21 protein-coding genes and 2 tRNA genes are annotated in these 23611 nt (G+C 62.0%); 8 read left to right on the forward strand and 15 right to left on the reverse strand.

Annotated features, from left to right (window positions below; all coding sequences use genetic code 11):
- Nucleotides 1-6 precede the first annotated feature (6 nt).
- The 5 genes from nadE to JG739_RS20450 form a co-directional block, all read right to left on the reverse strand.
- Nucleotides 7-1014 (reverse strand): NAD(+) synthase, encoded by a 1008-nt coding sequence (gene nadE / locus JG739_RS20430; protein WP_202363119.1) that lies wholly within the window; start codon nt 1012-1014, stop codon nt 7-9.
- Nucleotides 1011-2552: a class I adenylate-forming enzyme family protein gene (locus JG739_RS20435; protein WP_202363120.1), complete on the reverse strand. Its 1542-nt coding sequence runs from the start codon at nt 2550-2552 to the stop codon at nt 1011-1013. Before JG739_RS20435 ends, nadE begins: the two co-directional genes overlap by 4 nt.
- Before the next feature lie 25 nt (nt 2553-2577).
- Nucleotides 2578-2835, reverse strand: coding sequence for an acyl carrier protein (locus JG739_RS20440; RefSeq protein ID WP_202363121.1), 258 nt, complete (start codon nt 2833-2835; stop codon nt 2578-2580).
- Nucleotides 2836-2855: 20 nt separating this feature from the next.
- On the reverse strand, nt 2856-4802 hold the full coding sequence (asnB, locus tag JG739_RS20445; protein ID WP_202363122.1) for an asparagine synthase (glutamine-hydrolyzing): 1947 nt from the start codon (nt 4800-4802) through the stop codon (nt 2856-2858).
- Between the two features lie 628 nt (nt 4803-5430).
- Nucleotides 5431-5506, reverse strand: a tRNA-Val gene (locus tag JG739_RS20450).
- A 215-nt stretch (nt 5507-5721) separates the two neighbouring features.
- Here JG739_RS20450 and JG739_RS20455 point away from each other — a divergent pair.
- Nucleotides 5722-5798: transfer RNA gene (locus JG739_RS20455), tRNA-Asp, on the forward strand.
- Nucleotides 5799-5843: 45 nt separating this feature from the next.
- Here JG739_RS20455 and JG739_RS20460 read toward each other — a convergent pair.
- The 4 genes from JG739_RS20460 to JG739_RS20475 all read right to left on the reverse strand — a co-directional run bounded on the left by JG739_RS20460 (nt 5844) and on the right by JG739_RS20475 (nt 9031).
- Entirely contained in the window at nt 5844-6386 is a 543-nt protein-coding gene (locus JG739_RS20460) for a hypothetical protein (RefSeq protein ID WP_202363123.1), read from the reverse strand.
- Nucleotides 6387-6411: 25 nt separating this feature from the next.
- The gene (locus JG739_RS20465; protein ID WP_202363124.1) at nt 6412-7320 is read right to left on the reverse strand and encodes a hypothetical protein; all 909 of its coding nucleotides are present in this window, start codon (nt 7318-7320) and stop codon (nt 6412-6414) included.
- A 332-nt stretch (nt 7321-7652) separates the two neighbouring features.
- On the reverse strand, nt 7653-7853 hold the full coding sequence (locus JG739_RS20470) for a hypothetical protein (protein ID WP_202367723.1): 201 nt from the start codon (nt 7851-7853) through the stop codon (nt 7653-7655).
- 71 nt (nt 7854-7924) lie between these two features.
- Nucleotides 7925-9031 carry a flavodoxin family protein gene (locus JG739_RS20475; protein WP_244749492.1) on the reverse strand — a complete coding sequence of 369 codons (1107 nt, stop codon included), beginning with the start codon at nt 9029-9031 and terminating at the stop codon, nt 7925-7927.
- A 389-nt stretch (nt 9032-9420) separates the two neighbouring features.
- Between JG739_RS20475 and JG739_RS20480 the strand changes: the two genes are divergently transcribed.
- Nucleotides 9421-10206, forward strand: a complete 786-nt coding sequence (locus tag JG739_RS20480) for an ion transporter (RefSeq protein ID WP_202363125.1) — start codon at nt 9421-9423, stop codon at nt 10204-10206.
- A gap of 601 nt (nt 10207-10807) precedes the next feature.
- Here the strand turns inward: JG739_RS20480 and JG739_RS35435 are convergent.
- Nucleotides 10808-11125 carry an EF-hand domain-containing protein gene (locus tag JG739_RS35435; protein WP_244749493.1) on the reverse strand — a complete coding sequence of 106 codons (318 nt, stop codon included), beginning with the start codon at nt 11123-11125 and terminating at the stop codon, nt 10808-10810.
- A 124-nt stretch (nt 11126-11249) separates the two neighbouring features.
- Here JG739_RS35435 and JG739_RS20490 point away from each other — a divergent pair, with 124 nt between their 5' ends.
- Nucleotides 11250-11519: a hypothetical protein gene (locus tag JG739_RS20490; protein WP_202367724.1), complete on the forward strand. Its 270-nt coding sequence runs from the start codon at nt 11250-11252 to the stop codon at nt 11517-11519.
- A 322-nt stretch (nt 11520-11841) separates the two neighbouring features.
- Here JG739_RS20490 and JG739_RS20495 read toward each other — a convergent pair whose 3' ends face one another.
- The 4 genes from JG739_RS20495 to JG739_RS20510 form a co-directional block, all read right to left on the reverse strand.
- Nucleotides 11842-12966 carry an IS110 family transposase gene (locus JG739_RS20495; protein WP_446720507.1) on the reverse strand — a complete coding sequence of 375 codons (1125 nt, stop codon included), beginning with the start codon at nt 12964-12966 and terminating at the stop codon, nt 11842-11844.
- A 416-nt stretch (nt 12967-13382) separates the two neighbouring features.
- On the reverse strand, nt 13383-14324 hold the full coding sequence (gene rbsK, locus JG739_RS20500; RefSeq protein WP_202363126.1) for a ribokinase: 942 nt from the start codon (nt 14322-14324) through the stop codon (nt 13383-13385).
- Between the two features lie 4 nt (nt 14325-14328).
- Nucleotides 14329-14781: an RbsD/FucU family protein gene (locus JG739_RS20505; protein ID WP_202363127.1), complete on the reverse strand. Its 453-nt coding sequence runs from the start codon at nt 14779-14781 to the stop codon at nt 14329-14331.
- Between the two features lie 97 nt (nt 14782-14878).
- Nucleotides 14879-15937 carry an ABC transporter ATP-binding protein gene (locus JG739_RS20510; protein ID WP_202363128.1) on the reverse strand — a complete coding sequence of 353 codons (1059 nt, stop codon included), beginning with the start codon at nt 15935-15937 and terminating at the stop codon, nt 14879-14881.
- 329 nt (nt 15938-16266) lie between these two features.
- On the opposite strand from JG739_RS20510, the gene JG739_RS20515 reads away from it, so the two are divergent.
- From JG739_RS20515 to JG739_RS20535, 5 genes are all read left to right on the forward strand, one after another.
- Nucleotides 16267-17931 (forward strand): ABC transporter substrate-binding protein, encoded by a 1665-nt coding sequence (locus JG739_RS20515; RefSeq protein WP_202363129.1) that lies wholly within the window; start codon nt 16267-16269, stop codon nt 17929-17931.
- A gap of 127 nt (nt 17932-18058) precedes the next feature.
- The gene (locus JG739_RS20520) at nt 18059-19180 is read left to right on the forward strand and encodes a carbohydrate ABC transporter permease (protein ID WP_202363130.1); all 1122 of its coding nucleotides are present in this window, start codon (nt 18059-18061) and stop codon (nt 19178-19180) included.
- 11 nt (nt 19181-19191) lie between these two features.
- Nucleotides 19192-20109, forward strand: a complete 918-nt coding sequence (locus JG739_RS20525; RefSeq protein ID WP_023798337.1) for a carbohydrate ABC transporter permease — start codon at nt 19192-19194, stop codon at nt 20107-20109.
- Between the two features lie 278 nt (nt 20110-20387).
- Nucleotides 20388-21794 carry an IS30 family transposase gene (locus tag JG739_RS20530; protein WP_202363131.1) on the forward strand — a complete coding sequence of 469 codons (1407 nt, stop codon included), beginning with the start codon at nt 20388-20390 and terminating at the stop codon, nt 21792-21794.
- Nucleotides 21795-21909: 115 nt separating this feature from the next.
- A protein-coding gene (locus JG739_RS20535) for an IS630 family transposase (RefSeq protein ID WP_446720497.1) occupies nt 21910-22853 on the forward strand; the annotation gives its coding sequence in 2 pieces (ribosomal slippage) (nt 21910-22246 and nt 22246-22853; 945 coding nt in all).
- 12 nt (nt 22854-22865) lie between these two features.
- On the opposite strand, the gene JG739_RS20540 is transcribed toward JG739_RS20535, so the two are convergent.
- Nucleotides 22866-23609 (reverse strand): creatininase family protein, encoded by a 744-nt coding sequence (locus JG739_RS20540; protein WP_202363132.1) that lies wholly within the window; start codon nt 23607-23609, stop codon nt 22866-22868.
- Between the last annotated feature and the right edge of the window lie 2 nt (nt 23610-23611).

Here is a 23611-nt window from a genome sequence, read left to right on the forward strand (position 1 = left end):
AGCCGTTCAGGTATCGATTTCCTCGACCTCATCGACGAGTTGCGGGCGCAGGTGCAGGTAGCGCGTCGCCTTGCGCTTGGCGGCGATGTCGGCCCAGACGCGTTCCACCTGCGAGGCGTCCAGTCCCGCCGCCTGCCCCACCACTTCGGCCGCCACGCCGTTGTTGAGGCCGCAAAGGCAAAGATCCATGCGGTCATAGGGAAGCGAGAAGTAGAACTCCTCCTGCGTCTGCGCCAGCGAGTAGGTATCGGTGGTCGGCGGCCGGTTGCGGATTTCCTCTGGAACACCGAGATAGGCCGCCAGCGCATAGACCTGGGTCTTGTAGAGATGGGCGATCGGCTTGACGTCCGCCGCGCCGTCACCGTTCTTGACGAAGAAGCCCTGATCGTATTCCAGCCGGTTGGGCGTTCCAAGAACGGCGAAGTTCAAACGGTCGGCATGAAAATATTCGATCTGCTTGCGGGTGCGCTGTTTCATGTTGGTGGCGGCGACGATGCCGAGATAGACCGGCAGCGGCATTCTCAGTTTGGTCTGGTTGCCCCTGGGGTCCTGCACCACCAGCGACGAAATGTTGTAGCCCTCATGCTCGAGGGCGTTCGCAATCACGATCTTCGAGGCCCAGCCTTCGCCGTAGTCCGGGACCAATTCGCGGATGAAGGCGTCGCGGCGCTGATAACAGCCCATGGCACGCAGGGTCGGCCCGATATCCTCCACAATGGCCTCGACACCGAAAGTGCCGGCGACAAGCCGGCCGAGCCGCAGGCTTTCCGGATCGGAATCGTTTTCCGGCATGAACAGGCACAATACATTCTGGGGCCCGACGGCTCGCGCCGCCAACGCGACCGAAACGCTGGAATCGATGCCGCCGGAAAGACCGAGCACGAGGCCGCGCTTGCGCATGCCGCGCAACTGCTGGCGCAAGGCGGTCACGATCCTGTCCGTTTCGGCGGCAGAATCGATCGCCAGAGCCTGCGCCAGAATGGTCCGCGCGTCATCGCCGGGGCGAACGCTCATTGCGCGGCCTCCATCATCTGCGACGCAAGCCGGCGGCTGACCTTGCCCGTATCCGTCTTTGGCAATTCCAGGCGGAATTCGATGATTTTGGGGACCATGAAATCCTCGAGGTGACGGGCGCAGTGGCGCATGACATCTTTTTCGCTGAGCGTCGGGTCCGAGCGAATGACGAGCGCGCCGATCGCATGCCCGAGCAGCGGATCCGGCACGCCGACGACAACGGCCTCCGTGATGCCGGGATGGGCGTGAAGCACGGCTTCCACTTCCTTCGGCGCCACCTTCTCTCCGCGCGTCTTTATGATGTCGTCCTTGCGACCGACGAAATAGAGAAAGCCGTCCTCATCGGTCCTGAACAGGTCACCGGTGTAGAGGACCTTCTCCCAAGGGTTCGGGCCCGGTCGCAGCGCTCGTTCCGTCGCAGCTTCATTGCGCCAATAACCTTGCATGACATGCGGACCGCGAATGACCAGCTCACCCGCCACGCCCGGCGGCACGCGTTGCCCGTTGTCGTCGACGACGAAGGCGTCGGTGTTCGGAATGGCTATGCCGACCGAACCCGGCCGCTGGTCGAGCTCCTCGGGCGGCAGATAGGTGCAGCGCTTGCATTCGGTCAGGCCATACATCGAATAGAGCCTGACGCCGGGGAAAAGGCAGCGCAGGCGTTCGATATGGGCCGGCGGCAAGGCCGCCGCGGTGTTGGAAATATAGCGGAGGCTGGGCAGGAAACCCGGCTCCAGGTCACGCATCTGCAGGATCATCGCAGCCATCGTCGGCACCAGCGGAAGACCGGTGACGCCCTCCTCGCGAATGCGTTCGAAGACCGCCTGAGGAAAAGCGAAGGATTTCTCGAGCACCAGCGTGGCGCCGAGTCTGACGGCCATCAGCAATTGATAGAGGCCGTAGTCGAAGGCGAGAGGAAGGACATTCAGAATGATGTCGTCGGACGTGTTGCGCAGATAGGTGGTGATGGAGTCCGCCGCCGCGTCGCAATTGCGGTGCGTCATCATCACGCCCTTGGGCCGGCCCGTTGAGCCCGACGTGTAGATCAACATCGCCAGATCGACGTCGATGCCGCGGTGGTCTATCTCTCCGGCTTCGAGCGTCAGACAGTCGGCCAGGGACGTCGCCCCCACCGGGCATTGGCCATCGGCGCCGACGGTCGAAGCCACGAAGATGCCGGTGTTGCCGCCGCAGGCTTCGGCGACCACGGGCATCAGTTTTGCCTGCGTGAGAATAGCGGCAGCGTCGCAGTCGCCGATGATGTAGGCAAGCTTGTCGGCCTTGGTCGATGGGTTGACCGGACTGAAGGTCGCCCCTGCCTTGAGCACGGCGAAAATCGAAACCGCGGCCTCCCAGCAATTGTCCATGAAAACGACAACCCGATCATCGCGCCTGACGCCGTTCAGGAAAAGGGCAGCGGCAAGACGGCTCGAAAGATCATCCAGTTCGTCGTAGCTCAGCCTTTTATCTCTGGTGATCAATGCCGTCTTGGAAGGTTGGGCAGCGGCATTCGCGGCCAGAAAATGTTCGATCCGCACAGACGCTCCTCCTCGCCGATCAGCCTTAGACTGTCGGCGCTTTCGCCTTGATGAAGGACGAAATACGGTCGACCGAATCCAGGTTGGCCGGCACGATGTCGGAATCGACCATCGCTATGCCGAAGGTATCCTCGATGAAGGCCACGAGTTCCACCACGGCGGTCGAGTCGATGATGTCGTTGTCGATCAGCGAGGCGGTATCTGCAAGTTCGTACGACGTGTCGCCGAACAAGAAGTTGTCGACGATAAAGGCTCTGACCTTGTCCTTGATTGTAATCATCATTTTTTCCTTCCCTGCATTTCTCAGGCTGCTCTTGCTGCACCGGCCTCTTGGCCGGTGAAATTCTTCTGCCACAGTTGCGTCGACAGGATGCCGACGAAGGCCGCGTTGTCGCGGAACCCGGACGCTGGCTGCGTGCGGCATTTCTCATGAAGGCTGGCTACCGCCTTGGCGTTGAACAGTCCGCCGGCAGCGATGCTTGCTTCACACAGCAAATCGCTGACATAGTCCAGCTCACCGGCTCCTACGAAGGAGCGGGCTTCCGGAGCCCGGTAGGGTTGTTTGCTACGCTCCCGGATCGCGGCGGGAAGCAGATGCCCCGCCACTTTGCGCAATATGTGTTTTTCGACCAATCCCTTCAGCTTCATTTCCGGCGGAAGTTTTCCGGCAAATTCCACCAGGCGATGGTCGAGGTAGGGAAACCGCCCTTCGATACCATGCGCCATGGCCATCCGATCGCCTTGGCTGGAGAGGATGTAACCCGGCAGCAGGAAGCGGCTTTCGAGATATTGCGCCTGATGCAGCGGGTGCCAGTGGGAAAAAGCCTGGGGCAACCGGCCGACCAGTTCCTCGGCCGCATCATAGCCCTTCAACGTCGCGCGCAGGTCCCCGGAAAAGAAGATTTTTGTCGCCGCCGTGGTCTTGAAGCGCGGCCGATGCGAAAACAGCGGATCGTCGAGCGCAGTGTTGCCGGTGTTGCCGGCGCCGAAGAACGCCGCCAAATACTCCACGGACTGCTGCTGCAGGCCCGGCAGATAGGGATAAAGCCTGCGGAACAGGTTTGGCCTGATGCGCGATGCCGGCTGCCGCCCGCAGAACCGGCGCACGCGCGCTTCTCTAAAAATATCGTAGCCGGCAAAAACCTCGTCGGCGCCCTCGCCGGTCAGCACCACTTTCAGGCCGGCCTGGCGAACGAGGCCGGACAGCTGATAGAGCGGGGCCGGGGCGGTGCGGATGATCGGCCGCTCGGCAAAGCGGATGACTTCGGGGAAGACGCCGGCGATATCGCCGGCCTGGCAGGCAATGGTTCGATGCCGGGTGCCAAGAGCTGAAGCCATCTCGGTCTGGAAGGCGCTTTCGTCGTGCTCGGCGCTGTCGAACGTCACCGAAAATGTCTGCAGCTGGAGAGGAGTCATGCCGGCGGCAAGCGCCGAAACCAGGGACGAATCAAGCCCGCCCGAAAGATAAGAACCGACCGGCACGTCGGCGCGCATGCGAAGCCTCACCGCATCGCTCAACAGCGCCTGCAGTTCCTCGGCCGCATCGTCCTCGTTGGTGAGCTTCGATGGCGCGTCGCGATGCGGATAGTCGAGCTGCCAATAGCGTTTGACCGTGACCTGCCCCGGTGTCGCGATCATCATGCTCGCCGGCTCCAGCTCGTGGATGTTGCGGAAAGCCGTGCGGGGAGCGATCGGCGCCCACAGCGTAAAGATCTGGTCGAGTGCTGTCGGATCGATTTCGGCCGAGATGCCGGGGACCTTCAGCAGGGCCTTGATCTCCGACGCGAAGTACAGCACGCCGTCCTTGCTCGTGTAGAACAGCGGCCGGACCCCCATCCGGTCTCGGGCAAGCACCATGCGCCGGCGCCTGTTATCCCAAATCGCGAAGGCAAAATCGCCGTTCAGAAGCGACAGACAGTCTTCGCCCATCTCGTCAAAGAGGTGCAGGATGACCTCGGTGTCGCTCGAGGTACGGAAGCGCCGGCCCTTGGCGATCAGCCCTTCGCGCAGTTCCAAATAGTTGAAAATCTCGCCGTTGAACGCAATCGTCAAATTGCCCGACATGTCGGACATCGGCTGCTGGCCATCACCGATGCCGATCACCGACAGCCGCGCATGGCCGAGGCCAGCGTCGGCTGTCATAAATTTTCCTTGCTCATCCGGCCCGCGATGGGCGATCGCAGCGATCATCCGCGCAAGCAAAGCTTCCGCATCCCGGATCGAACCGAAATAGCCCCCGAATCCGCACATTGCTATGACTCATATATCGGTGAGGCTCGGAGCATAAGCTTGATAATTGCGTCAAGCGTTAACCGGACAATTTCGGCCGACACATGGTTAATGACGAGTTAAACAGCCATGCACGTCTAAGATTTCTATCTTGCTGGAGACAGAAGTAGGTTAAAGCCAAGTGCAACTCTTGTTCGAGTTGCAGCGACGCGGTCGCATTTGCGGACTATGGCCGGTTCAGTGGTTCCGTCACAGATCGCTTATTCGTTTGATAGTTCTGTAACCCCGCCCGCTCCAACCCGACAAACTTGCGGCATTAACGGAGCCTAGTTTGCGCGAATATCCCGCAACACCATCGTCACGCAAATCGCCGACATTCGAGATTGGCTCTCCCTTCTCCCCCTGTGGGAGAAGGTGGCCTCGCGAAGCGAGGTCGGATGAGGGGTGTTCCAGCTTGGCAAAAACCGCACTCCGTCCAACACCCCTCTTCCGTCTCGGCGCTGCGCGCCGATCCACCTTCTCCCACAAGGGGAGAAGGCAAGACCGCGCTATGACCGCCACGGTTACAAACTTTCATCGCGGACGGACACATCGCGATACCCAACAGGGTGAACAGCGCCAGGCTCATATCGCGGTTTTCCATAAGGAATGGTGGGCGATGACGGGCTCGAACCGCCGACATCTTCGGTGTAAACGAAGCGCTCTACCAACTGAGCTAATCGCCCGCTCCGGGGCGGACCTTTAAGCAGTTAGGACGGGGTTCGCAAGGCCAAATGAGCGCACAACGCCCTCGCCGCTGGTCGTTTTCGGCGGCAAAATCCGGCTTGTCAAAAAACCTTCTCCTGTTTGCTGTTATGCTGTCGCGCTCCGCTTGACACCCGGTGGCTTACGCCTTATCCACCGCCCCAACGACGAACACGGCTGACCGTGCTCGTCTTGCGCGGGTGTAGCTCAGTTGGTTAGAGCGCCGGCCTGTCACGCCGGAGGTCGCGGGTTCGAGCCCCGTCACTCGCGCCATTCATTTCAAGGGGTTGGCACCGCCCCTTGAAAAAGTTTCAACTTTCATTTTCCTGAGAGTTTCAACTTTTTGTATTCGTTGCGTTCCTGGCCGAGCAATTTGCGGCCTTTGCGGCGAGAGGCGTCGGCCGAGCGGACGGCCGCGAGATTGACCGGCATATAGGTCTTTTGCAGCGCCTTATTCTCGTCGATCGAGTTGCCCATCTTGGCCGAGATCGCCTCGACGGAGGCGCCGCCGGCATTGGCCTCGACCGCGCCGGAACGCCGCATGTCCATCAGCCGTCGCTTCTCCCCTGCCCCGAAAACAAGCGTGCGCAGGGCGGCGAAGTCGTCGACCAGCGCATCCTTGGTGTAGGGCACGCCGGCGCGCGGCCGGCCGCCGTTGGCGCCCGGCGTGAAGCCGCGTGAGCGGAAGATCGGCGCATCGTCGAGCAGGGTGACACCGAGCGATTCGACATAGGCCAGCACCAGCCGTTGCATGCGCGGCGACAGCGTGCCGAACGCCGCCTCGCCGCTCTTGGTGCGCTCGATCAAAAAGCCCCATTCCTGCGCCGTCTGCACGGCCCGCGCCGGCGTAAGCGTGCGCACGTCGCTTCCCAAGCTGAAGGTTCTGTCAAAATTTCGTTTTCGGTTCGAACGAAACGCCCGCCATAAGCTTATCCAGAATTTCTTGGTTAAATTCCGGCATAGGGTTCGAAGAATCTTTTGCAGCGTGAGTCGCGAAATGTGCCATTAGGCTATCTGCGATGTCACTAAAAGGCAGGCCGTGAAGTACGGACGGCATGCTTCCGGAGTTCCTCTCTCGAGAGCCGTCGGCGGCAAAAGCAATGTGAGCGCCGCCGCCGCCCTTAAACCTCCAGGCACACATTGCCTCTGGGCCAACCGATGACTCTCGCCTCGCCACCAACCTATTGATGTAAGCCCACATGATGGCCCAGCGATCTCCGGCGATTTCCTTGGAATTGGCCCGTCTAGCTTGTCTGGAAAGATTGAGAATCGTTCCGCCGGTCAGATGTTTTGCACCGCTTCCTATTAGGAATCCGAGGGCCTTACGGCTCGGCAAAATGTTGATATTGATGACTTGGAAGGGTTCCAAGGAATGCGGAACCTGCAGCTGGACCGCCTTTCCTTTGGCAGGCATTGAAAATAGCTGCGGCTGCGAAGTGATTATTTGTAAGCACATCTTGCCCTTTCTGAACCCAGCAAATCCGAATGCATGGCCGCCCTTATCGTACGTGTGGAGCTTCTGTTCGGTGGCGGCCTTAGCGATCGCATGTAAGCTTTGATCTAGAGTTCGCCCCGAACCGCGCAGGACATGCGTGATCCAGTCGCTTAACTCGAAAGGAGTTTTGCTTGCCCGTGCACCCGCTCCAGCGAATGTGATCAATCCATAGCCATCGGCGGTATCCAGGGCACAGATCTTGGCCGCCTTGAAGTCGCGCAGGGCTTCGACATCACTGTATCGCCGATCAGCTCCGGCGAAGGCCAATTGCGGTGTGATCACAACAACCGATAGAGTCATCAAAGTCCTCACGTGGGGGCCTAGGGACCTCAGAACATAGCTCATCGAACAGTGTCGTTCCAACACTGCGACCGCGTTTCAACTTTGACCCGTTTTGTTGCGAATTCGGCACACAGTGCTATCGAAACTGTCGTTGATAAGGCTTGGCTTTTCACCGGCCTGTCACGCCGGAGGTCGCGGGTTCGAGCCCCGTCACTCGCGCCATTTTCAATCACTTGGCTGATTGGAAATGAAAAAAATGCCGGACCGGCAATTCAGATATTCGGGTCGACCCTGGCACCCGATAAATCCCAGCGCCTGGTCTGAATTTTAGAAACCTGTTCGATCTGGCATCACCCCTGAGGATCGACGTTCTGAGCTGGCTGGGGCAGTTCGTCATCTGCCGGCGTCGGAACCTTCAAACGCCCCGTCAGTTCGATCAGTCGCGTGGTTTCTTGCTCGTTGAGCAGGCTGATCTGCAGATCCAGCTCGGCGCGGCACTCGCGGCTTTCATAAGAGCATTTCTCAACGCTCCGTGAGCCGATGCTCGGCACGTTCGCCGACCAGGCTCGGACTGGATTCCGTGCAGAATTCGGGGACTCCGGGCTTCGGTGATCGGGATCGCCTATTTTTGCCGCGGGTCTTCCAGGCCGATGCCGATCTGACGGAAACGGCCCGCCCGACGTTCGACGACGGCTTCGGCGAGCGCGCGGGCGGCATTGCGAACTTCTTCCTGGATTGTCTCGTCGGCATCGAGTTCATCGTGGCTTGTAGCGTACGGCTTCCAGTAGCCGATGTAGCGGTCAAGCTCGGCGCTCGGGCCGGCCGGCGACAACTTCATGAAGCGCAGCCAGTCAGCGATGGAATGCCGCACATTCTCCGCACCTTCGACATCGCCGTGCACAATCACAGAAAACAGCCTGCCTGCCAGATGACGCGGATAGTCCCACCCGGCCAGTTCGACCTCCTTTGCCTTTGCCGCATCCTTGCCTTGTGTCAGCGAAGGGTCTGGATTGCCACCGTCAGCACAGACAAGCCTGTCCATCATCAGTTTGACAGGTGAGGAAACCTGATACCAATTCACCGGGGTGATGATCATGATGCCATGGGCGGCGACCCACATCGGGTAGATTTCGTTCATCCAGTCCTGGACTTGCCCAAGCGAATGATTGGGATAGCAGGAACAGGGCCAATGGCAGAGCGGTGCGGCCGTCGAAAAGCACGCCTTGCACGGATGGATGTTCCTCCCGTATTCGGAAGCAAGTCGCGACAGATCGAGAATTTCGACCGCAAGTTTCGTTTCCTTGTCGATGGTCTCACGGGCGATTTCGGCGAGCCGGAAACTCTTCGACATTTCGCGGGGACAGGTATGCTCGCTGCGCGACGACCCGTTGATGATCAACAGACGCGGCGGCGCCGTCAGATCCTCGTACCGACGCTGCGCCTGTAGCACACCTTCGTGTGCCGCAATCCAATCGACGGACAGATCGTAGTCGGGGTCGCTGAACGCAGGTCCGGCTTTCCTCGTGATCGGGCTCTTGCGGGAATCCGCATAAGCCTGCCAAGCGATCGAAGCGATCTGCTCAATCGACTGGGCGAGCGGTTCGAACGCTGGGTCGACGAATTGCTGCTTGTACCTTGCCTTGAAGGCTTTCTCACTCAGTCTGGGACTAGCCATGCCCTTGCGAGGCGCCGGGGTTTTCCCGGCAAACTTGCCAACGAGACCAGCCATTTCCGAGTTCCTTTCCCGAATTCTTGTCCAGGCATCCAAGGCAAACCCGCTGCTCCCCCGCATGGTTCCGGGCGCGTTTGTGATGGCGGAGCGAGGCGCCCCCCTCTGTCCTGCCGGACATCTCCCCCACAAGGGGGGAGATTGGCAGCTTTGACGCACCGCTCAATCCTGCGACGGTCGTGGTTCGCGAAGGCGGCGGTGACGGCCGATCTCCCCCCAAGTGGGGGAGATGTCCGGCAGGACAGAGGGGGGCGCCTCGCTCCCGCCATCAAAGAGAGTTTCAACTTTTTTGTTCGGTGCGTCACAAGCCGGCCATATGCGTTTGAGCATTCAATTTTCCCGAACCCGGTTCCCACTTTCGGGTCCGATGCTCTAACGGAGAACAAGCCTTGGATGCCCTGAAGTCGCTCATCGAATCACGCCGCTTCGACCTCGCGATCATGGTCCTGATCCTGATCAACGCCGTCACGCTCGGCCTCGAAACCTCGCCCGACGCGATTGCTGCCTTTGGCCCGCTTCTAACGGCCATCGACCGCGCGATCCTCGGCGTCTTCGTGGTCGAACTCGCGATCCGGCTGGTCGTCTACAGGACGCGTTTCTTCCGCGATCCATGGCGCATCTTCGACCTCTTCGTCGTCGGTTTCGCGCTAATCCCCACCACCGGTTCGCTCTCGGTGCTGCGGGCGCTGCGCATCCTGCGCGTGCTGCGCCTGATCAGCATCGTTCCGTCGCTGCGCCGTGTCGTCACCGGCTTCATCACCGCCTTGCCCGGCATGGGCTCGATCATGCTGTTGCTCGGGCTGGTGTTCTACGTCTTTGCGGTGATGGCGACAAAACTCTACGGCGCGTCGTTTCCCGAACTGTTCGGCGGCATACCGGCTTCGCTGTTCACGCTTTTCCAGGTCATGACGCTCGAGGGCTGGTCGGACGGCGTGGTGCGCCCGGTCATGGCGGTCTATCCGGCCGCCTGGCTGTTCTTCATCCCGTTCATCATCGCGACCTCGTTCACCGTGCTCAATCTGTTCATCGGCGTGATCGTTTCGGCGATGGAGGCCGAGCATGAAGCCGTGGAATCGGCCGACAGGGCGACGCTGCACAGCGATCAGGCCATGATCCTGGCGGAGTTGCAGGCGCTGCGGGCGGAGGTCCGCGAATTGACCAGCGTTCGCGGCTAGAGCGCCTCCGCGAGAAACATTCCTGTCCGTCGGCGGCTCGTGATGGGCCGTGAAAGACCCGCCGCTCCATTTGCGAAGCGGCGGGGTCCCCCAATCACCCCCCTCGATTGCCAGGTCAAAATTGCCCCCCGGCATTACTGACCGTGCAATGGCGGCGCCAGACCCAGTGACCCATTACGGGACACCTGTGCCAAAGACGCAAGATGGGTTTGGCGATTGATATTAACTGTGGCTAATATGTCACCATGGCCGGAATGGACTAAGTCGAGAGCGCCAGCGAGGCTGCGCGGCCGACGCGGCGCAGACCTTGGGATCCGTTCCGTTACCTCAGAGCGTCACGACAGCGCAGAACCTACGATGGCGGCGGGACAGCGCCCCCCTCTGTCCTGCCCTCTTTGCCAAGACTCGGCATCTCCCCCACTTGGGGGGAGATCGGCAGCTTCGCGGACAGCGTCCCTTTTGCAAGGTTGGTGGTTGGCGAAATCAGTGATGAAGGCCAATCTCCCTCAAGTGGGGGAGATGCCGAGTCTTGGCAAAGAGGGGCAGGACAGCGGGAGGCGGGTAACGATCGAAGCGGACCGTCTGCAGCGGTTCTGCGGATTTATTCACCCGTGTCGTCGCCACCTCCGCGGAAGAAGGATCGAATTTCCTCCCTGTCGATGCTGTCATCGCCGTCCTCGTCGACGGCGTTGAATATCCGCTCGACAAAATCCTGAACCTCGGTTTGAGAAAGCGCACCATCGCCGTCGGCGTCGACTATGGCGAACATCATCCGCATCCGTGCGCCATGCATCATCCCGCCTCTCATATGGCGCCCATCATGCCTTCGGAAATCGCGATGCCAACGATCGCCACCTCGCCGCTCTGCTCGCGGGCGGCGATCCTCCTGCATTCTCTCCTCCAGCATCTCGGTCATCATCTCACGCATCATTTGGCGCATGGAGTCTTCGGTTGGTCCGCCTGGCGACGGCTGTGAACCTTGATTCTGTGCGGGTGCGGCGGGCGCTGGTGGGCTCATCTGGGATAGCGCCGGCGAGGCCAGCATGGCCAAGGCAGCGGCGACCGCTGTGGTTTTGCTTGCTGATGTCATCGTATTCTCCTTGGAGAATGGGTGGACCGAACGTGTCGGCATCCAAGCCAAACCCGCTGCTCCCGACATGGTTCCTGACGCGCTGGTGGATGATCGCTGGATGTTGATCCCGACGAGCCTTCGCGCTGCCGCAGAGCCCCGACACAGAGACTTTGACAGATCGGCGATCGGCAGCGAAGTCGATAATTCCCGTCGCTGGCGAATCGCAAGCATGGGAGATTAGCCGAAACACCTCTCCACTTCGTCATCCCAGGGCAAGCAAGGAGCGAAGCGACGCGCGCAGACCCTGGGATCCATATGTGGACGGCGCCCTGCCTGCAACGGTTGTCTTGCGTCGTTTTCGATCGTTTGCGTCCATATGTCCGGCCTTTGAGCGCGGTCCGTGCGGCCGCTGGCCAAGGTGGGGTTCGCGACGCCCGTTCCAATCATGCCAGCGGTTTCGTTGGCCAATGGATCCCTCGGAGTTTCGCGCGTCACGGATCGATCGATCACGTCCATCTTCCTTCCGTTGCAAGAGCTTGTGTTCGGTGTTCCTCCGTTGCGGCCTATCCGGGCATGTCAGCGCCGTGCTGAGCCGCGGTCAGGGCTGGCCGCAGGCCACCGCCGCAGGCGGCGCGAAGCGGCCTTGAGGGCGGCGAGGAGGCGTCAGGCTGCCCGGATGGGCCGCAACGGTACGGCTCGCCGGTGATCATCATCTTCCAGGCCATGCGGGCGGTCTTGTTGGCGAGCGCCACAGCCGCCAGCTTCGGCGGCTTGCGCGCAATCAACGCCGCCAGCCACGGCGAGGCCTTGGCGCGGCCGCGACGCACCTGCTGGATGTGGGCCGTCGCGCCCACCACCAGCGCCTGCCGCAGCATCTCGTCGCCGGCCCGCGTGATCACCCCCAGCCGGTTCTTGCCGGCGGTCGAATGGTTCTTCGGCGTCAGCCCCAGCCACGCCGCGAAGTCGCGTCCCGAGCCGAACGCTGTCGCATCAGTGACCTTGACGCCGAGCAGGCTCGCCACGACCGGCCCGACGCCGGGCATCGCAGCCAGTCGCTGTCCAGTCTCGTCCTTGCGGTGATGGGCCAACAGCTTCTTGTCGATTGCCGCGTATCGCGCGCACACCGCGCGGTATTCCTCGCCGAGCGTCTCAAACAGTTCCTTTGCCAGCGCCGGCACCGTCGCGTCGCCGGCAATGCGGGCCAGCAGTGGCTCGATGCGGGCAAGGCCTTGTGCGGCCACCAGGCCGAATTCGGCTGCGTAGCCGCGGATCGTGTTGGAAAGCTGCGTGCGCCGCCGCACCAGCTGCTCGCGCACCCCAAACAGCATCTGCGCCGCTTGCTGCTCGCCGCTCTTGACCCCAACAAAGCGTGTCCTGGGCCGGCTCATCGCCTCGCAGGTCGCCTCGGCGTCAGCCGCGTCATGCTTGCCGCGCCGCACATACGGCTTCACGTGCTGCGCCGCGATCAGCACCACCTCATGACCCAGCCCCGACAGCGTGCGCGCCCAGTAATGCGAGCCGCCGCACGCCTCCAACCCGATCCTCACTGGCGCAAGCTTGGCGAAGAACGGGACTACCGCCCGCCGTCGCAATTTACGCACCAGCACCGGACGCTCCGCAGCGTCGACACCATGCAGCTGAAAAACACTCTTGGACGTATCCATGCCAATACGGATAAGCTGTTCCACGGACGGCTCCCTTGTTTGAGATCTCAACGAACTCATTCTGGCACATCCGATGCCGTCGGGCGCCGTCCACCCCATCATGCCGTTACCTCAGAGCGTCACGACGGTGCAGAACCTTTGATGGCAGAGCGAGGCGCCCCCCTCTGGCCTGCTGGCCATCTCCCCCTCAAGGGGGGAGATTGGCTGTCGCGACCACTTTCGCCAATCCTCAACGTTGCAGAAAAAGCGCTGCAGGCAAAGCTGCCAATCTCCCCCCTTGAGGGGGAGAGGCACGGCAGGGCAGAGGGGGGTCGGCTCGACTGGGCGCGGCCTTCTCTCTTGCGACGGTGGAGTTGGTGCTCGACCCGCGGCGACCCCCCTCTGGCCTGCCGGCCATCTCCCTCCTCAAGGGGGGAGATCAGCAGCTTCAGCCTCGGCACTCACCCCCTGGCGAGCAGCGCCTCGACCTCTTGCAGCGTCGGCATCGACGGCGCCGTGCCCGGTCGCGTCACCGAGATGCCGGCGACGGCGCAGGCGAAGCGGACTGCCTGCAGCGGTTCCACGCCTCTCGCAAGTGCTGCTGCCAGGCCGCCGTTGAAGGCGTCGCCGGCGCCGGTGGTCTCGACCACAGGGCCGGCATTGATCGCGCCGACATGGTCGGAGCGGCTGGCCGTGTGCAATAGCGCGCCCTGTTCGCCGAGCGTCACGATAACCGCGCCGGCGCCCTTTCCAAGCAAACGATCGGCGGCGCGGCGGGCCTCGTCGATGGACGACACCTTGATGCCGGTCAGTTCCTCGGCCTCGGTCTCGTTGGGCGTGACATAGTCGCAGAGCGTGTAGATGCGCTCGGGCAGGCTTGCCGCCGGCGCCGGGTTGAGGATGGTCGTCACCCCTGCCCCGCGCGCGATCTCAAGCGCTCGCATCGCCGCCTCGATCGGCTGCTCGAGCTGGGTGACGAAGACGCCGGCCGAGCGGATCAGGCCGGCGTTGGCCTCGATGTCATCGGGGGAAATCAGCATGGCCGCACCCGGGCTGACGATGATGGCGTTGTTGCCGCTCATCTCCTCGACGAAGATATAGGCCGCGCCGGTATAACTCTGCGGCGTGTCGATGACGGCGCTCTTCACTCCGGCCTGCATCCAGGTCTGCCTGGCCATATCGGCAAAGGGATCGACGCCAAGACGCGTCAGGAAAGTGATGTCGGCGCCGAGACGGCCGGCCGCAACCGCCTGGTTGGAGCCCTTGCCGCCCGGGCCGAGGGTGAAGGATGTGCCAAGGAGCGTCTCACCCATGCGCGGCTGGCGGGCGGCGCGGTAGGCGGTGTCGGCGACGAAGACGCCCAATATGACGACAGGCTTGATGACCACAGGCGTGCTTGGCATCCCGCTACTCCGCGTCCGGCGGCACGACGCCCTTGCGGAAGGCAAAACAGCCATAGAAGCGGCGCTCGCCGGTCTGGATGACGCAATAGGCCTTTTTGGCACGTTCGTAGAAGGCGTAGCGCTCGACCGAGATCATCGGCCAGGCCTTGCCCTCCGCCGCATCGATCTCGCTTTGCACTTCTTGCTGCACGGCGGGGATCTCGTCCGGCTTGCCGACGACCTCCATGCGCGCGGCGGCATCATCGACGAAAGTGTCCAGCGGATAGAGCGACAGCACCGCCTTGACCACGTCAGCCGCCGGCGCATCGATGCGCAGCAGCCGGCCGAGCACGGTCTGGCGGGCGACCGAATCGGCGGGGAAGTTGGTGTCGGCGATGATCAAATCGTCGCCATGACCCATCGCCCGCAGCGCCTGGAGCACGTCGGCATTGAGCAGCGGATTGATCCCTTTGAGCATAGTTCCCTCCCGAACGGGCTTTTTTGATGCCAAGCCTGGCGCATGATCCCGAAGCGTTGTCGGTTTTCGGACAAGATCATGCCCAATTCAAAGTGTTTTAAAGACGATTGCCGGTCTCTGCGTCGAAGAGATGGACCTGGTCGAGCCGCGGTTTCAGATGCAGCGTGTCGCCCGGCTTGAAATCGTGGCGCTCACGGAACAGCGCCACCATCTCGCCCTCGCCGAAACGCAGAAACACCAGCGTTTCGGAACCGGTCGGCTCGACGACGGAAATCTTTGCCGGCACGCCGTCGGGGTGGATTTCGAGATGCTCGGGCCGGACGCCATAGACGACATTGCGGCCATCCTCCACCTTGCTGTGCGCCGCCATCGGGAACGGCGTCCCGGCGATCTCGACGATGGGTTTGTCGCCCTTGCGCACCACGCCCTTGAGCAGGTTCATCGACGGCGAGCCGATGAAGCCGGCGACGAACAGGTTGGCCGGCCGGTCGAATAGTTCCAGCGGCGCGCCGACCTGCTCGATGCGGCCGTCGCGCATCACGACGATCTTGTCGGCCATGGTCATGGCCTCGATCTGGTCGTGCGTGACATAGATGGTGGTGGTCTTCAGCCGCTGGTGCAGTTCCTTGATCTCGGTGCGCATCTGGACGCGCAGCTTGGCATCGAGGTTCGACAGCGGCTCGTCGAACAAAAACACCTGCGGGTTGCGCACGATGGCGCGGCCCATGGCGACGCGCTGGCGCTGGCCACCGGAGAGCTGGCGCGGATAGCGCTTGAGATAGGGATTGAGGTCGAGAATATCGGCGGCGCGCTTGACCCGCTCGGCGACATCGGCCGGATCGGTCTTGCGCAGCTTCAGCGCAAAGGCCATGTTCTGCTCGACCGTCTTGTGCGGATAGAGCGCGTAATTCTGGAACACCATGGCGATGTCGCGCTTGGCCGGCGGCAGATGGTTGACGACACGGTCGCCGATGGCGATCGTGCCGCCGGAAACGGTCTCCAGCCCCGCCACCATCCTGAGCAGCGTGGACTTGCCGCACCCCGAAGGGCCGACCAGCACCACGAACTGCCCGTCGGCGATGTCGACGCTGACACCGTGCAGAACCTTGACGGTTCCGAACGCCTTGGCCACATTGCTGATCGCGACTTGAGCCATTGGCCCCCCTTTCGTTGCGGTGAAGCTAAACAACGCAAACAGCGAGGGCAAGTCAGTCTTTTATAGATAAAAAACCCCATTCTCGTTTGACACGGCACCTGGTTGTGAGAATAGTGAAAGGGCTGGAGTTTTGACCCTGTTCCGGGCGCGCCGGCACGCTGGTCCGGACCACGGAAATCGAAGCGTCGCGGGAGGAAAACTTGAGGAGCCGCTGTTGTTGGGGAACACGTCCAGCGCTCCAAACACCCGAACAATCACCGTTGAGAATCTCCGTTGAGATTCTCGATCATCACGAGATTCTGGCACCATAAGATTCTGGGAGGAACGAAATGAAAGTCAGCCTTTACAATCAACTTGTCAGTGCGGGAGCCACGCGCCGCGACGTCCTCAAGGGCGCAGCCAGCATGGCCGCGATCGCAGCGGCATCCGGCGCCGGGCTTGGCGCGCTGACGCGCCCGGCTTCCGCCGCAAGCGAACTGCGCGCGCAGATCCTGCAGATCCCCGGCGTCGGCAAGGGCCAGCCGACCGATGCCGACTTCCAGCAGGTCGGCGAGCTTTGCATGGAGGCGACCAAGGCCAACGTCAAGGAAGGCGAATTCGCCGGCGTCCAGCTCACCTTCATGGGGCTCAACAACCAGAACCTGCACAATGTGCTGTTTCGCGGCTTCCTGAAGCCGTGGGAGACCTATACCGGCGCCAAGATCAACTGGATCGACCTGGCGCAGGCGGACTACAATGCCCGCCTGCAGCAGTCGATCGCCACCGGCACCGTCGATTTCGACATCATCGAGATGGGCGCGCCGTTCGAAGGCGACGTCTGCGGCAAGGGCCTGACTTCCGAAATGCCGGACTGGGTCAAGGACCAGATCGACATGAAGGACGTCGTCGCCTACCTGCAGCCGCCGGTCGGCACCTGGGACGGCAAGCAGTACCGGGTGACCGTCGACGGCGACGCGCACAACTTCAACTACCGCACCGACGTGTTTGCCGATGCCGACCTCGCCAAGGCATGGAAGGACAGCGGCGGTGGCGGTGAATGGGGCGTGCCGAAGACCTGGCAGCAGGTGCAGGCGGTAACAAAATTCCTCAAGGGCAAGCAGTTCCAGGGCCAGGACGTCTTCGGCTATCTCGATGCGCCCAAGGCCTGGGGCGGCTTCGGCTTCTACTTCCTCGGCAGCCGCGCCAGCGCCTATGCCAAGCATCCCGACGACAAGGCCTGGCTGTTCGATGCCGATACGATGAAGCCGCGCATCAACAATCCAGCCTGGGTGCGGGCCATCCAGGACGTGATCGACGCACTGCCTTCCGAGCCTGCCGACCAGATCAACGCCGACCCGAACACCACCGCCTTCCAGCAGTTCCTGGCCGGCACCGGTTCGATGGTCACCTGGTGGGGCGACGTCGGCTCCAACGTCAAGACCAACGACAGCTCTGTCGTCGGCGACGTCACCGGCTTCTCGATCCTGCCGGGCTCGGATGACGTCTACAATTCCAAGACCGGCCAGTGGGACAAACTGGCCAGCGGCCCGAACCATGCGCCGAACTGCGCCTATCTCGGCTGGGGCGTCTATGTCATGGCTCGTGTCGACAGCGACGAAAAGAAGAAGAAGGCGGCCTGGTCTGCCGCCGCCCATCTCGGCGGCAAGGACCTGTCGCTCTGGTGCGCGGCGTATCCGTCCGGCTTCCAGCCTTACCGCAACTCGCATTTCAACATTCCGGAATGGGTGGCGGCCGGTTACGACGAGGCGTTCATCACCTCGTATCTGAAGTCGGAGGCCGACAGCTACAACCATCCGAACGCCGCGATCGAGCCGCGCATCCCCGGCATCTTCCAATATTACAGCGCCGCCGAGGACATCCTGGCCAACACATTTGCCGGCAAGATGACGGCGCAGGAAGGCGCCGACGCCATTGCGGCCGCCTGGGAGAAGCTGACCGACCAGATCGGCCGCGAAAACCAGGTCAAGCTCTACAAGGGCTCGCTCGGCATGTAGGCTGAGATTTTGGGAACCGTGGTCCGGCGATGCAAGCCGCCGGACTTCAGTTTGACCGGCTGGCCGGTCATAGCACAGTTTGACCGGCTAGCCGGTCATAGCAGCCTTCAGTGAACGGACGAGACGCGTGGCTGACCAGACCTTGCCCACCAGTGCGTGGCCGGCAAACGCCGCTCCAGCCGATCTGATATCGCCGGGCCGCAAGCGGCTCGGCCGGGCGTTGATGGCCGCAGCGACGCTCGGCCTGCTGGCCGTGATCGCAGTCCAGATCCTTTACAAAACAGAGGTCGACACCATCGGCTTCGAGACCTGGCGGCCGGTCGTCTATGCCTATGTGCTGTGGGGTATAGCGCTCGGCATCGGCCAGGTGTTGACGCGTGGCGAAGACGGCCAGCGCGCGCTGTTCCTGCTGCCGGCGCTGCTGTTCACCATCGCCATGGTGATCTTCCCGACGCTGTTCGGCTTCTACATTGCGCTGACCGACTGGAACCTCAGTTCCTTCTCCGGCCGCAAGTTCAACGGGCTCGACAATTTCTGGCAGATGCTGGCCGATCCCTATTACCGCAACGCGCTGTTCAACATGGTGCTCTATGTGCTGGCGGTGCTGGTCGAATATGTCATCGCCTTTGGCCTCGCTTTGCTGCTCAACGCGCAAATCCGCGCGCGCAAATTCTTCCGCGTCGTCTTCCTGATGCCGTTGATGCTGTCGCCGGTCGCGGTGTCGTGGATGATCGGCAAGTCGCTGATGGAATACCGCTTCGGGCCGGCCGCGGCGCTGGCGCGCCAGCTCGGCTGGGAAAACCCCGCCTTCTTCTCAAACCCGATCACCGCCCGCATCTCGATCATGGTGCTGGATGCCTGGACGTTCATCCCGTTCATGATGATCATGCTGCTCGCCGGCCTTCAGGCGATGTCGCGCGAGGTGCTTGAGGCGGCCAGGGTCGACGGCGCCAATGCCTGGCAGACATTCTGGCAGGTCACCTTCCCGCTGATGCTGCCGGTATCGGTGACGGCGATCATCCTGCGCATCATCTTCAAGCTGAAGCTTGCCGACATCATCATCACCGTCACCTCGGGCGGCCCGGGCGGCGCGACCGATTCCGTGTCGAGCTTCATCTACCGCGAGTATCGCGACCGTTCGAATGTCGGCTACGGCACCATGCTGGCGATGGCCTACCTGATCATCATCATCGTGTTCGTGACGTGGCTGTTGAAATTCGCCAACCGCTTCGTGCGCAACGTCAATTGACAGGCGGCCAGATGAGCGTCCAGACCACCGATTATGCCGCTTCCGAAATCCGCTCGCCGGCGAGCTTTTTCGCCAACCGCGTCTTCATCTATGGCGCGCTGGTGTTCTGGGCCTTCATCTGCCTGTTCCCGATCTACTGGACGATAACAACCTCGTTCAAGACCGCCGTCGACGTCACCCAGGGCCATCTCATCCCGTTCGTCGACTTCCGGCCGGACTGGAAGGGCTGGCGCTCGCTCGGCCTGTCGCCGGATGCGATCTTCCGAACCTCGACGGTGCGCGACGAGTTCATCAAGCGCTTCATGAATTCGGTCATCACCTCGGTCGGCGCATCGAGCCTGGCCATCGTCATCGGCAGCCTCGCCGCCTACGGCCTCACCCGCTTCCGCTATCACTTCGCCTGGTTCAAGAACGAGGACATCTCCTTCTTCTTCCTGTCGCAACTGATCCTGCCGCCGGTGGTGCTCGCCCTGCCCTTTCTCGTGCTGTACCGGGAAGTCGGCATGCTCGACACGCGCATCGGGCTGATCCTGCTCTACACGCTGATGGTGCTGCCGATCGTCATCTGGATCATGCGCGACCAGTTCAACTCGATCCCGGTCGAACTGGAGGAAGCAGCCCTCGTCGACGGCCTGTCGATCTGGGGCGCCTTCTTCCGCATCGTCATGCCGATCGCGCTGCCGGGCATGGTCGCGGCCTTCATCCTGGCGATGGTGCTGTGCTGGAACGAGTATTTTTTCGCCGCACTCTTGACCTCGACCGACGCCAAGACGATTCCCGTCATGGTGGCGAGCCAGACCGGCTCGCAGGGCATCAACTGGTGGTCGATGGCCGCACTCGCCACCGCCGCAATAACGCCGCTCGCCGTCATCGGCATCGCGCTGGAGCGCTATCTGATCATGGGCATGACCGCCGGCGCGGTGAAGTAAGCGGTTGCTGTCAAGCTGGAGGGGCACCCCCCTCTGTCCTGCCGGACATCTCCCCCTCAAGGGGGGAGATTGGATGTCGCATTGGCTTTCGACAATCTCCAACGGTTTTAGGCAGTCGGGACGCGGAAGCTGCCAATCTCCCCCCAAGTGGGGGAGATGTCCGGCAGGACAGAGGGGGGCGCGAAGGATCGCTACGGCTTTCATCCTGCACCACTGCAACGCCCGAATAGAGGGCGGATTCAAGCGGTCGTCGCAACACCTAAACGAAGGAGGTTGCGATGGGCATCCAAAAGCGACGATCACACCGTTCTGGACGAGCGCCGTTGCCGTCACCGGGACGTCCGCCAGTGGCGGAGAGATCTGAACTCCAGCGATTCTGGTTGGGGATCGCGCAAGGAATGACAAGCGAAGATGCTGCGCTGGCTGCTGGTATGTCGCAGCCTGTTGGAACCAGATTGTTCCGACAGGCGGGTGGCATGGCACCAGCGATGTTCAGATCTTCGAGCAAGCCGCCGTCCGGGCGGTACCTCTCGTTTGTGGAACGTGAGGAGATCGCACTACTTCGCGTTCAAGGCCTTTCGAGACGCGAGATCGGTCGCCAACTTGGCCGATCCGCCTCAACCATCTCCCGCGAGCTACGACGCAATGCCGCGACGCGCAGCGGTGGCCTGGAGTATCGTGCATCGACAGCCCAATGGCATGCCGAGCGATCGGCCCGTCGACCCAAACCGACCAAGCTTGCGCTCAACACGACCTTGCGCACTTATGTTGAGCAGAGACTGGCCGGCGTCGTCATGACTCCGAGCGGCGCTCCCGTTCCGGGTCCCGCCGTTTCGTGGAAGGGCCGCCGGCATGGCCCGCGAAAGAATCGGCGGTGGGCCACGGCCTGGAGCCCGGAACAGATTGCCCGACGCTTGCCGATCGACTTCCCGGACGACGAGACGATGCGCATCAGCCACGAAGCCATCTATCAGGCCCTTTTTGTTCAGGGCCGGGGAGCGCTACGCCGCGAACTGTCGGCCTGCTTGAGAACGGGGCGCGTGTTGCGGGTCCCCAGGGCGCGCGTACGCGGGCGAGGCAAGAGCTTTGTCTCGCCGGAGATCATGATCAGTCAACGCCCCGCCGAAGCGGTCGATCGCGCGGTGCCGGGTCACTGGGAGGGAGACCTCATCCTTGGTCTTGGCAGCTCGGCGATCGGCACGCTGGTTGAGCGTACGACGCGCTTCACGATGTTGCTGCATCTTCCCCGACTTGCGGGGCATGGCGAAGCTCCGCGCATGAAGAATGGCCCTGCTCTCGCGGGACACGGAGCTGAAGCCGTGCGTGACGCGATTACGCGCACCATCATCACCTTGCCCGAAGAGTTGCGGCGTTCGCTGACCTGGGATCAGGGAGCCGAAATGGCTCAGCATGATCGTCTCAAGATCGACGCGGGTGTCCAAGTCTACTTCTGCGATCCGCAAAGCCCATGGCAGCGTGGCACCAACGAGAACACCAATGGACTGCTGCGTCAGTACTTCCCGAAAGGCACCGACCTGAGCGTCCACAGCGCCGACGAGATCGCCGCCGTGGCCGTGGCCCTCAATGCCCGACCGAGAAAAACTCTGGGATGGAAAACACCCGCAGAAGCGCTTGACGAGTTGCTGTCGCGAGTGAACACAATCGGTGTTGCGACGACCGCTTGAATCCGCCGAGGCTCTACGCACAGCCTAGAGCGGGATGAGATTTATGGGAGTCGTGGGATTCCCAAATCAGCGATGATCTGATTCAACCTTGCTGCTGGGCAGGAGGCCAGCATTGATGGTTGGATATTCAATGGACCTGCGCGAACGGGTTGTTGCGGCGGTCAAGGTTGAAGGGCTTTCGCGGCGCGCGGCGGCTGCTCGATTTGGCGTCAGCTACAGCGCGGCGATCGAGTGGCTGAAGCGGGTGGAACAGACGGGGAGCGTGGCGCCCCGCCAAGTGGGCGGCTACAAGCCGAAGAAGATATCGGGAGCGTGGCGCGACTGGCTTGTCGAGCGCTGCCGGGAGAAGGACTTCACCTTGCGCGGGCTTGTGGCCGAACTTGGCGAGCGTGGCCTGAAGGTTGACTACCGCTCGGTGTGGGAGTTCGTGCACGCCGAGAAGCTGTCTCACAAAAAAAGACGCTGATCGCCGCCGAGCAAGATCGTCCCGATGTTGCGCGCCGACGGAGGCAATGGGTTCTGTATCAGGACCGGATCGACCCCGCCCGCCTGGTGTTCATCGACGAGACCTGGACCAAGACCAACATGGCCCCGCTCAGGGGTTGGGCACCGGTCGGACAGCGGATCAAGGCCAAAGTTCCCAATGGCCACTGGAAGACAATGACCTTTCTGGCTGCGCTGCGTCATGATCGCGTCGAAGCGCCCTGGCTCATCGACGGGCCGATCAACGGCGAGAGGTTCCTCCTCTATGTCGAGAAGGTTCTCGTGCCCACTCTCCAGCCGGGCGACATCGTTGTGATGGACAATCTCGGCAGCCACAAAGGCAAGGCCGTGCGTCGCGCCATCCGAAAGGCCGGCGCGAGGCTCTTCTTCCTGCCGAAATACTCGCCTGACCTCAATCCGATCGAACAGCTCTTCGCCAAGCTCAAGCACTGGCTGCGAAAGGCCGCAAAGCGCACCGTTGAAACGGTCTGCAACGCCATCGGCCAGATTCTCAACCGCGTCACACCGCTCGAGTGCTCAAATTACTTCGCAAACTCAGGCTATGACCGCAGGTAATCTCATCCCGCTCTAACGAGCCAGTATCGCCCTCAAATGATCGAGGATCATCGCGACGCCCTTTTGCCCCAGTTCCGCCGAGGCGTCCGGAGCGGTCGCCGTGTACCATCCCGTATTGTCGGCGAAGTGGCCGGCGTCGACCGCTTCCGGGCACAGCGCCAGCATCAGCGACGTCTCGCCGATGCCGGCATGGTCGAAAGGATATTGGCCGTCCGTCACCGCCGGCATCAACGGATGCACCTGCACCCAGTTGAAGAAATTGGCGCCTTCGGCGTGTTCGGCATAATAGCCGGCCATCGCCTCGGAGCCCCACCAGCCCTCGCCGCGCTCCTTCTCGAGGAAGCGGAAGATCGCCTGGCGGCCGGCAGTCTTGAAGGCGAGATCGGTCGGCATGCCGGCGGCAAAGTTCTCGGTCTGGTGGTGGATGATGGCGTGGATGTTGCGAAAACCGATGCGCAGCAGGCTGTAGAACAGTTCCTCCGCGAACGGCGCCAGCGCATTGCCGCCGACCTGAACCGAGCCATTGCCCTCCGGCGGCGCCACCGCGTAGCTCGCCGCACCGTAGTAGAACGGCGGCAAGATGATGATGTCGGCTTCCTTTTCGAACAGCTCCAGCATCTTAGTCACCGCAAGAGTATCCATGCCGACGGCCATGTGCTCGCCATGGTATTCGAGCACGCCGAGCGGGAGCACGACCGGCCAGTTCTCGGCGATCGCCTTGCGGATCTGGTGCGGCAGCATCAGCTCATAGCGCATCG

Source organism: Mesorhizobium sp. L-2-11 (genome assembly GCF_016756595.1).
Lineage (GTDB): Bacteria > Pseudomonadota > Alphaproteobacteria > Rhizobiales > Rhizobiaceae > Mesorhizobium.

Bases quoted from the DNA above. Each gene is read 5' to 3' on its own strand.
- nadE (WP_202363119.1), bottom strand. From the start codon at position 1,014: ATGAGCGTTCGCCCCGGCGATGACGCGCGGACCATTCTGGCGCAGGCT.
- JG739_RS20440 (WP_202363121.1), bottom strand. From the start codon at position 2,835: ATGATGATTACAATCAAGGACAAGGTCAGAGCCTTTATCGTCGACAAC.
- asnB (WP_202363122.1), bottom strand. From the start codon at position 4,802: ATGTGCGGATTCGGGGGCTATTTCGGTTCGATCCGGGATGCGGAAGCT.
- JG739_RS20465 (WP_202363124.1), bottom strand. From the start codon at position 7,320: ATGACTCTATCGGTTGTTGTGATCACACCGCAATTGGCCTTCGCCGGA.
- JG739_RS20475 (WP_244749492.1), bottom strand. From the start codon at position 9,031: ATGGCTGGTCTCGTTGGCAAGTTTGCCGGGAAAACCCCGGCGCCTCGC.
- JG739_RS35435 (WP_244749493.1), bottom strand. From the start codon at position 11,125: ATGATGACCGAGATGCTGGAGGAGAGAATGCAGGAGGATCGCCGCCCG.
- JG739_RS20490 (WP_202367724.1), top strand. From the start codon at position 11,250: ATGGCCAAGGCAGCGGCGACCGCTGTGGTTTTGCTTGCTGATGTCATC.
- rbsK (WP_202363126.1), bottom strand. From the start codon at position 14,324: ATGCCAAGCACGCCTGTGGTCATCAAGCCTGTCGTCATATTGGGCGTC.
- JG739_RS20505 (WP_202363127.1), bottom strand. From the start codon at position 14,781: ATGCTCAAAGGGATCAATCCGCTGCTCAATGCCGACGTGCTCCAGGCG.
- JG739_RS20510 (WP_202363128.1), bottom strand. From the start codon at position 15,937: ATGGCTCAAGTCGCGATCAGCAATGTGGCCAAGGCGTTCGGAACCGTC.
- JG739_RS20515 (WP_202363129.1), top strand. From the start codon at position 16,267: ATGAAAGTCAGCCTTTACAATCAACTTGTCAGTGCGGGAGCCACGCGC.
- JG739_RS20525 (WP_023798337.1), top strand. From the start codon at position 19,192: ATGAGCGTCCAGACCACCGATTATGCCGCTTCCGAAATCCGCTCGCCG.
- JG739_RS20530 (WP_202363131.1), top strand. From the start codon at position 20,388: ATGGGCATCCAAAAGCGACGATCACACCGTTCTGGACGAGCGCCGTTG.
- JG739_RS20540 (WP_202363132.1), bottom strand. From the start codon at position 23,609: ATGCGCTATGAGCTGATGCTGCCGCACCAGATCCGCAAGGCGATCGCC.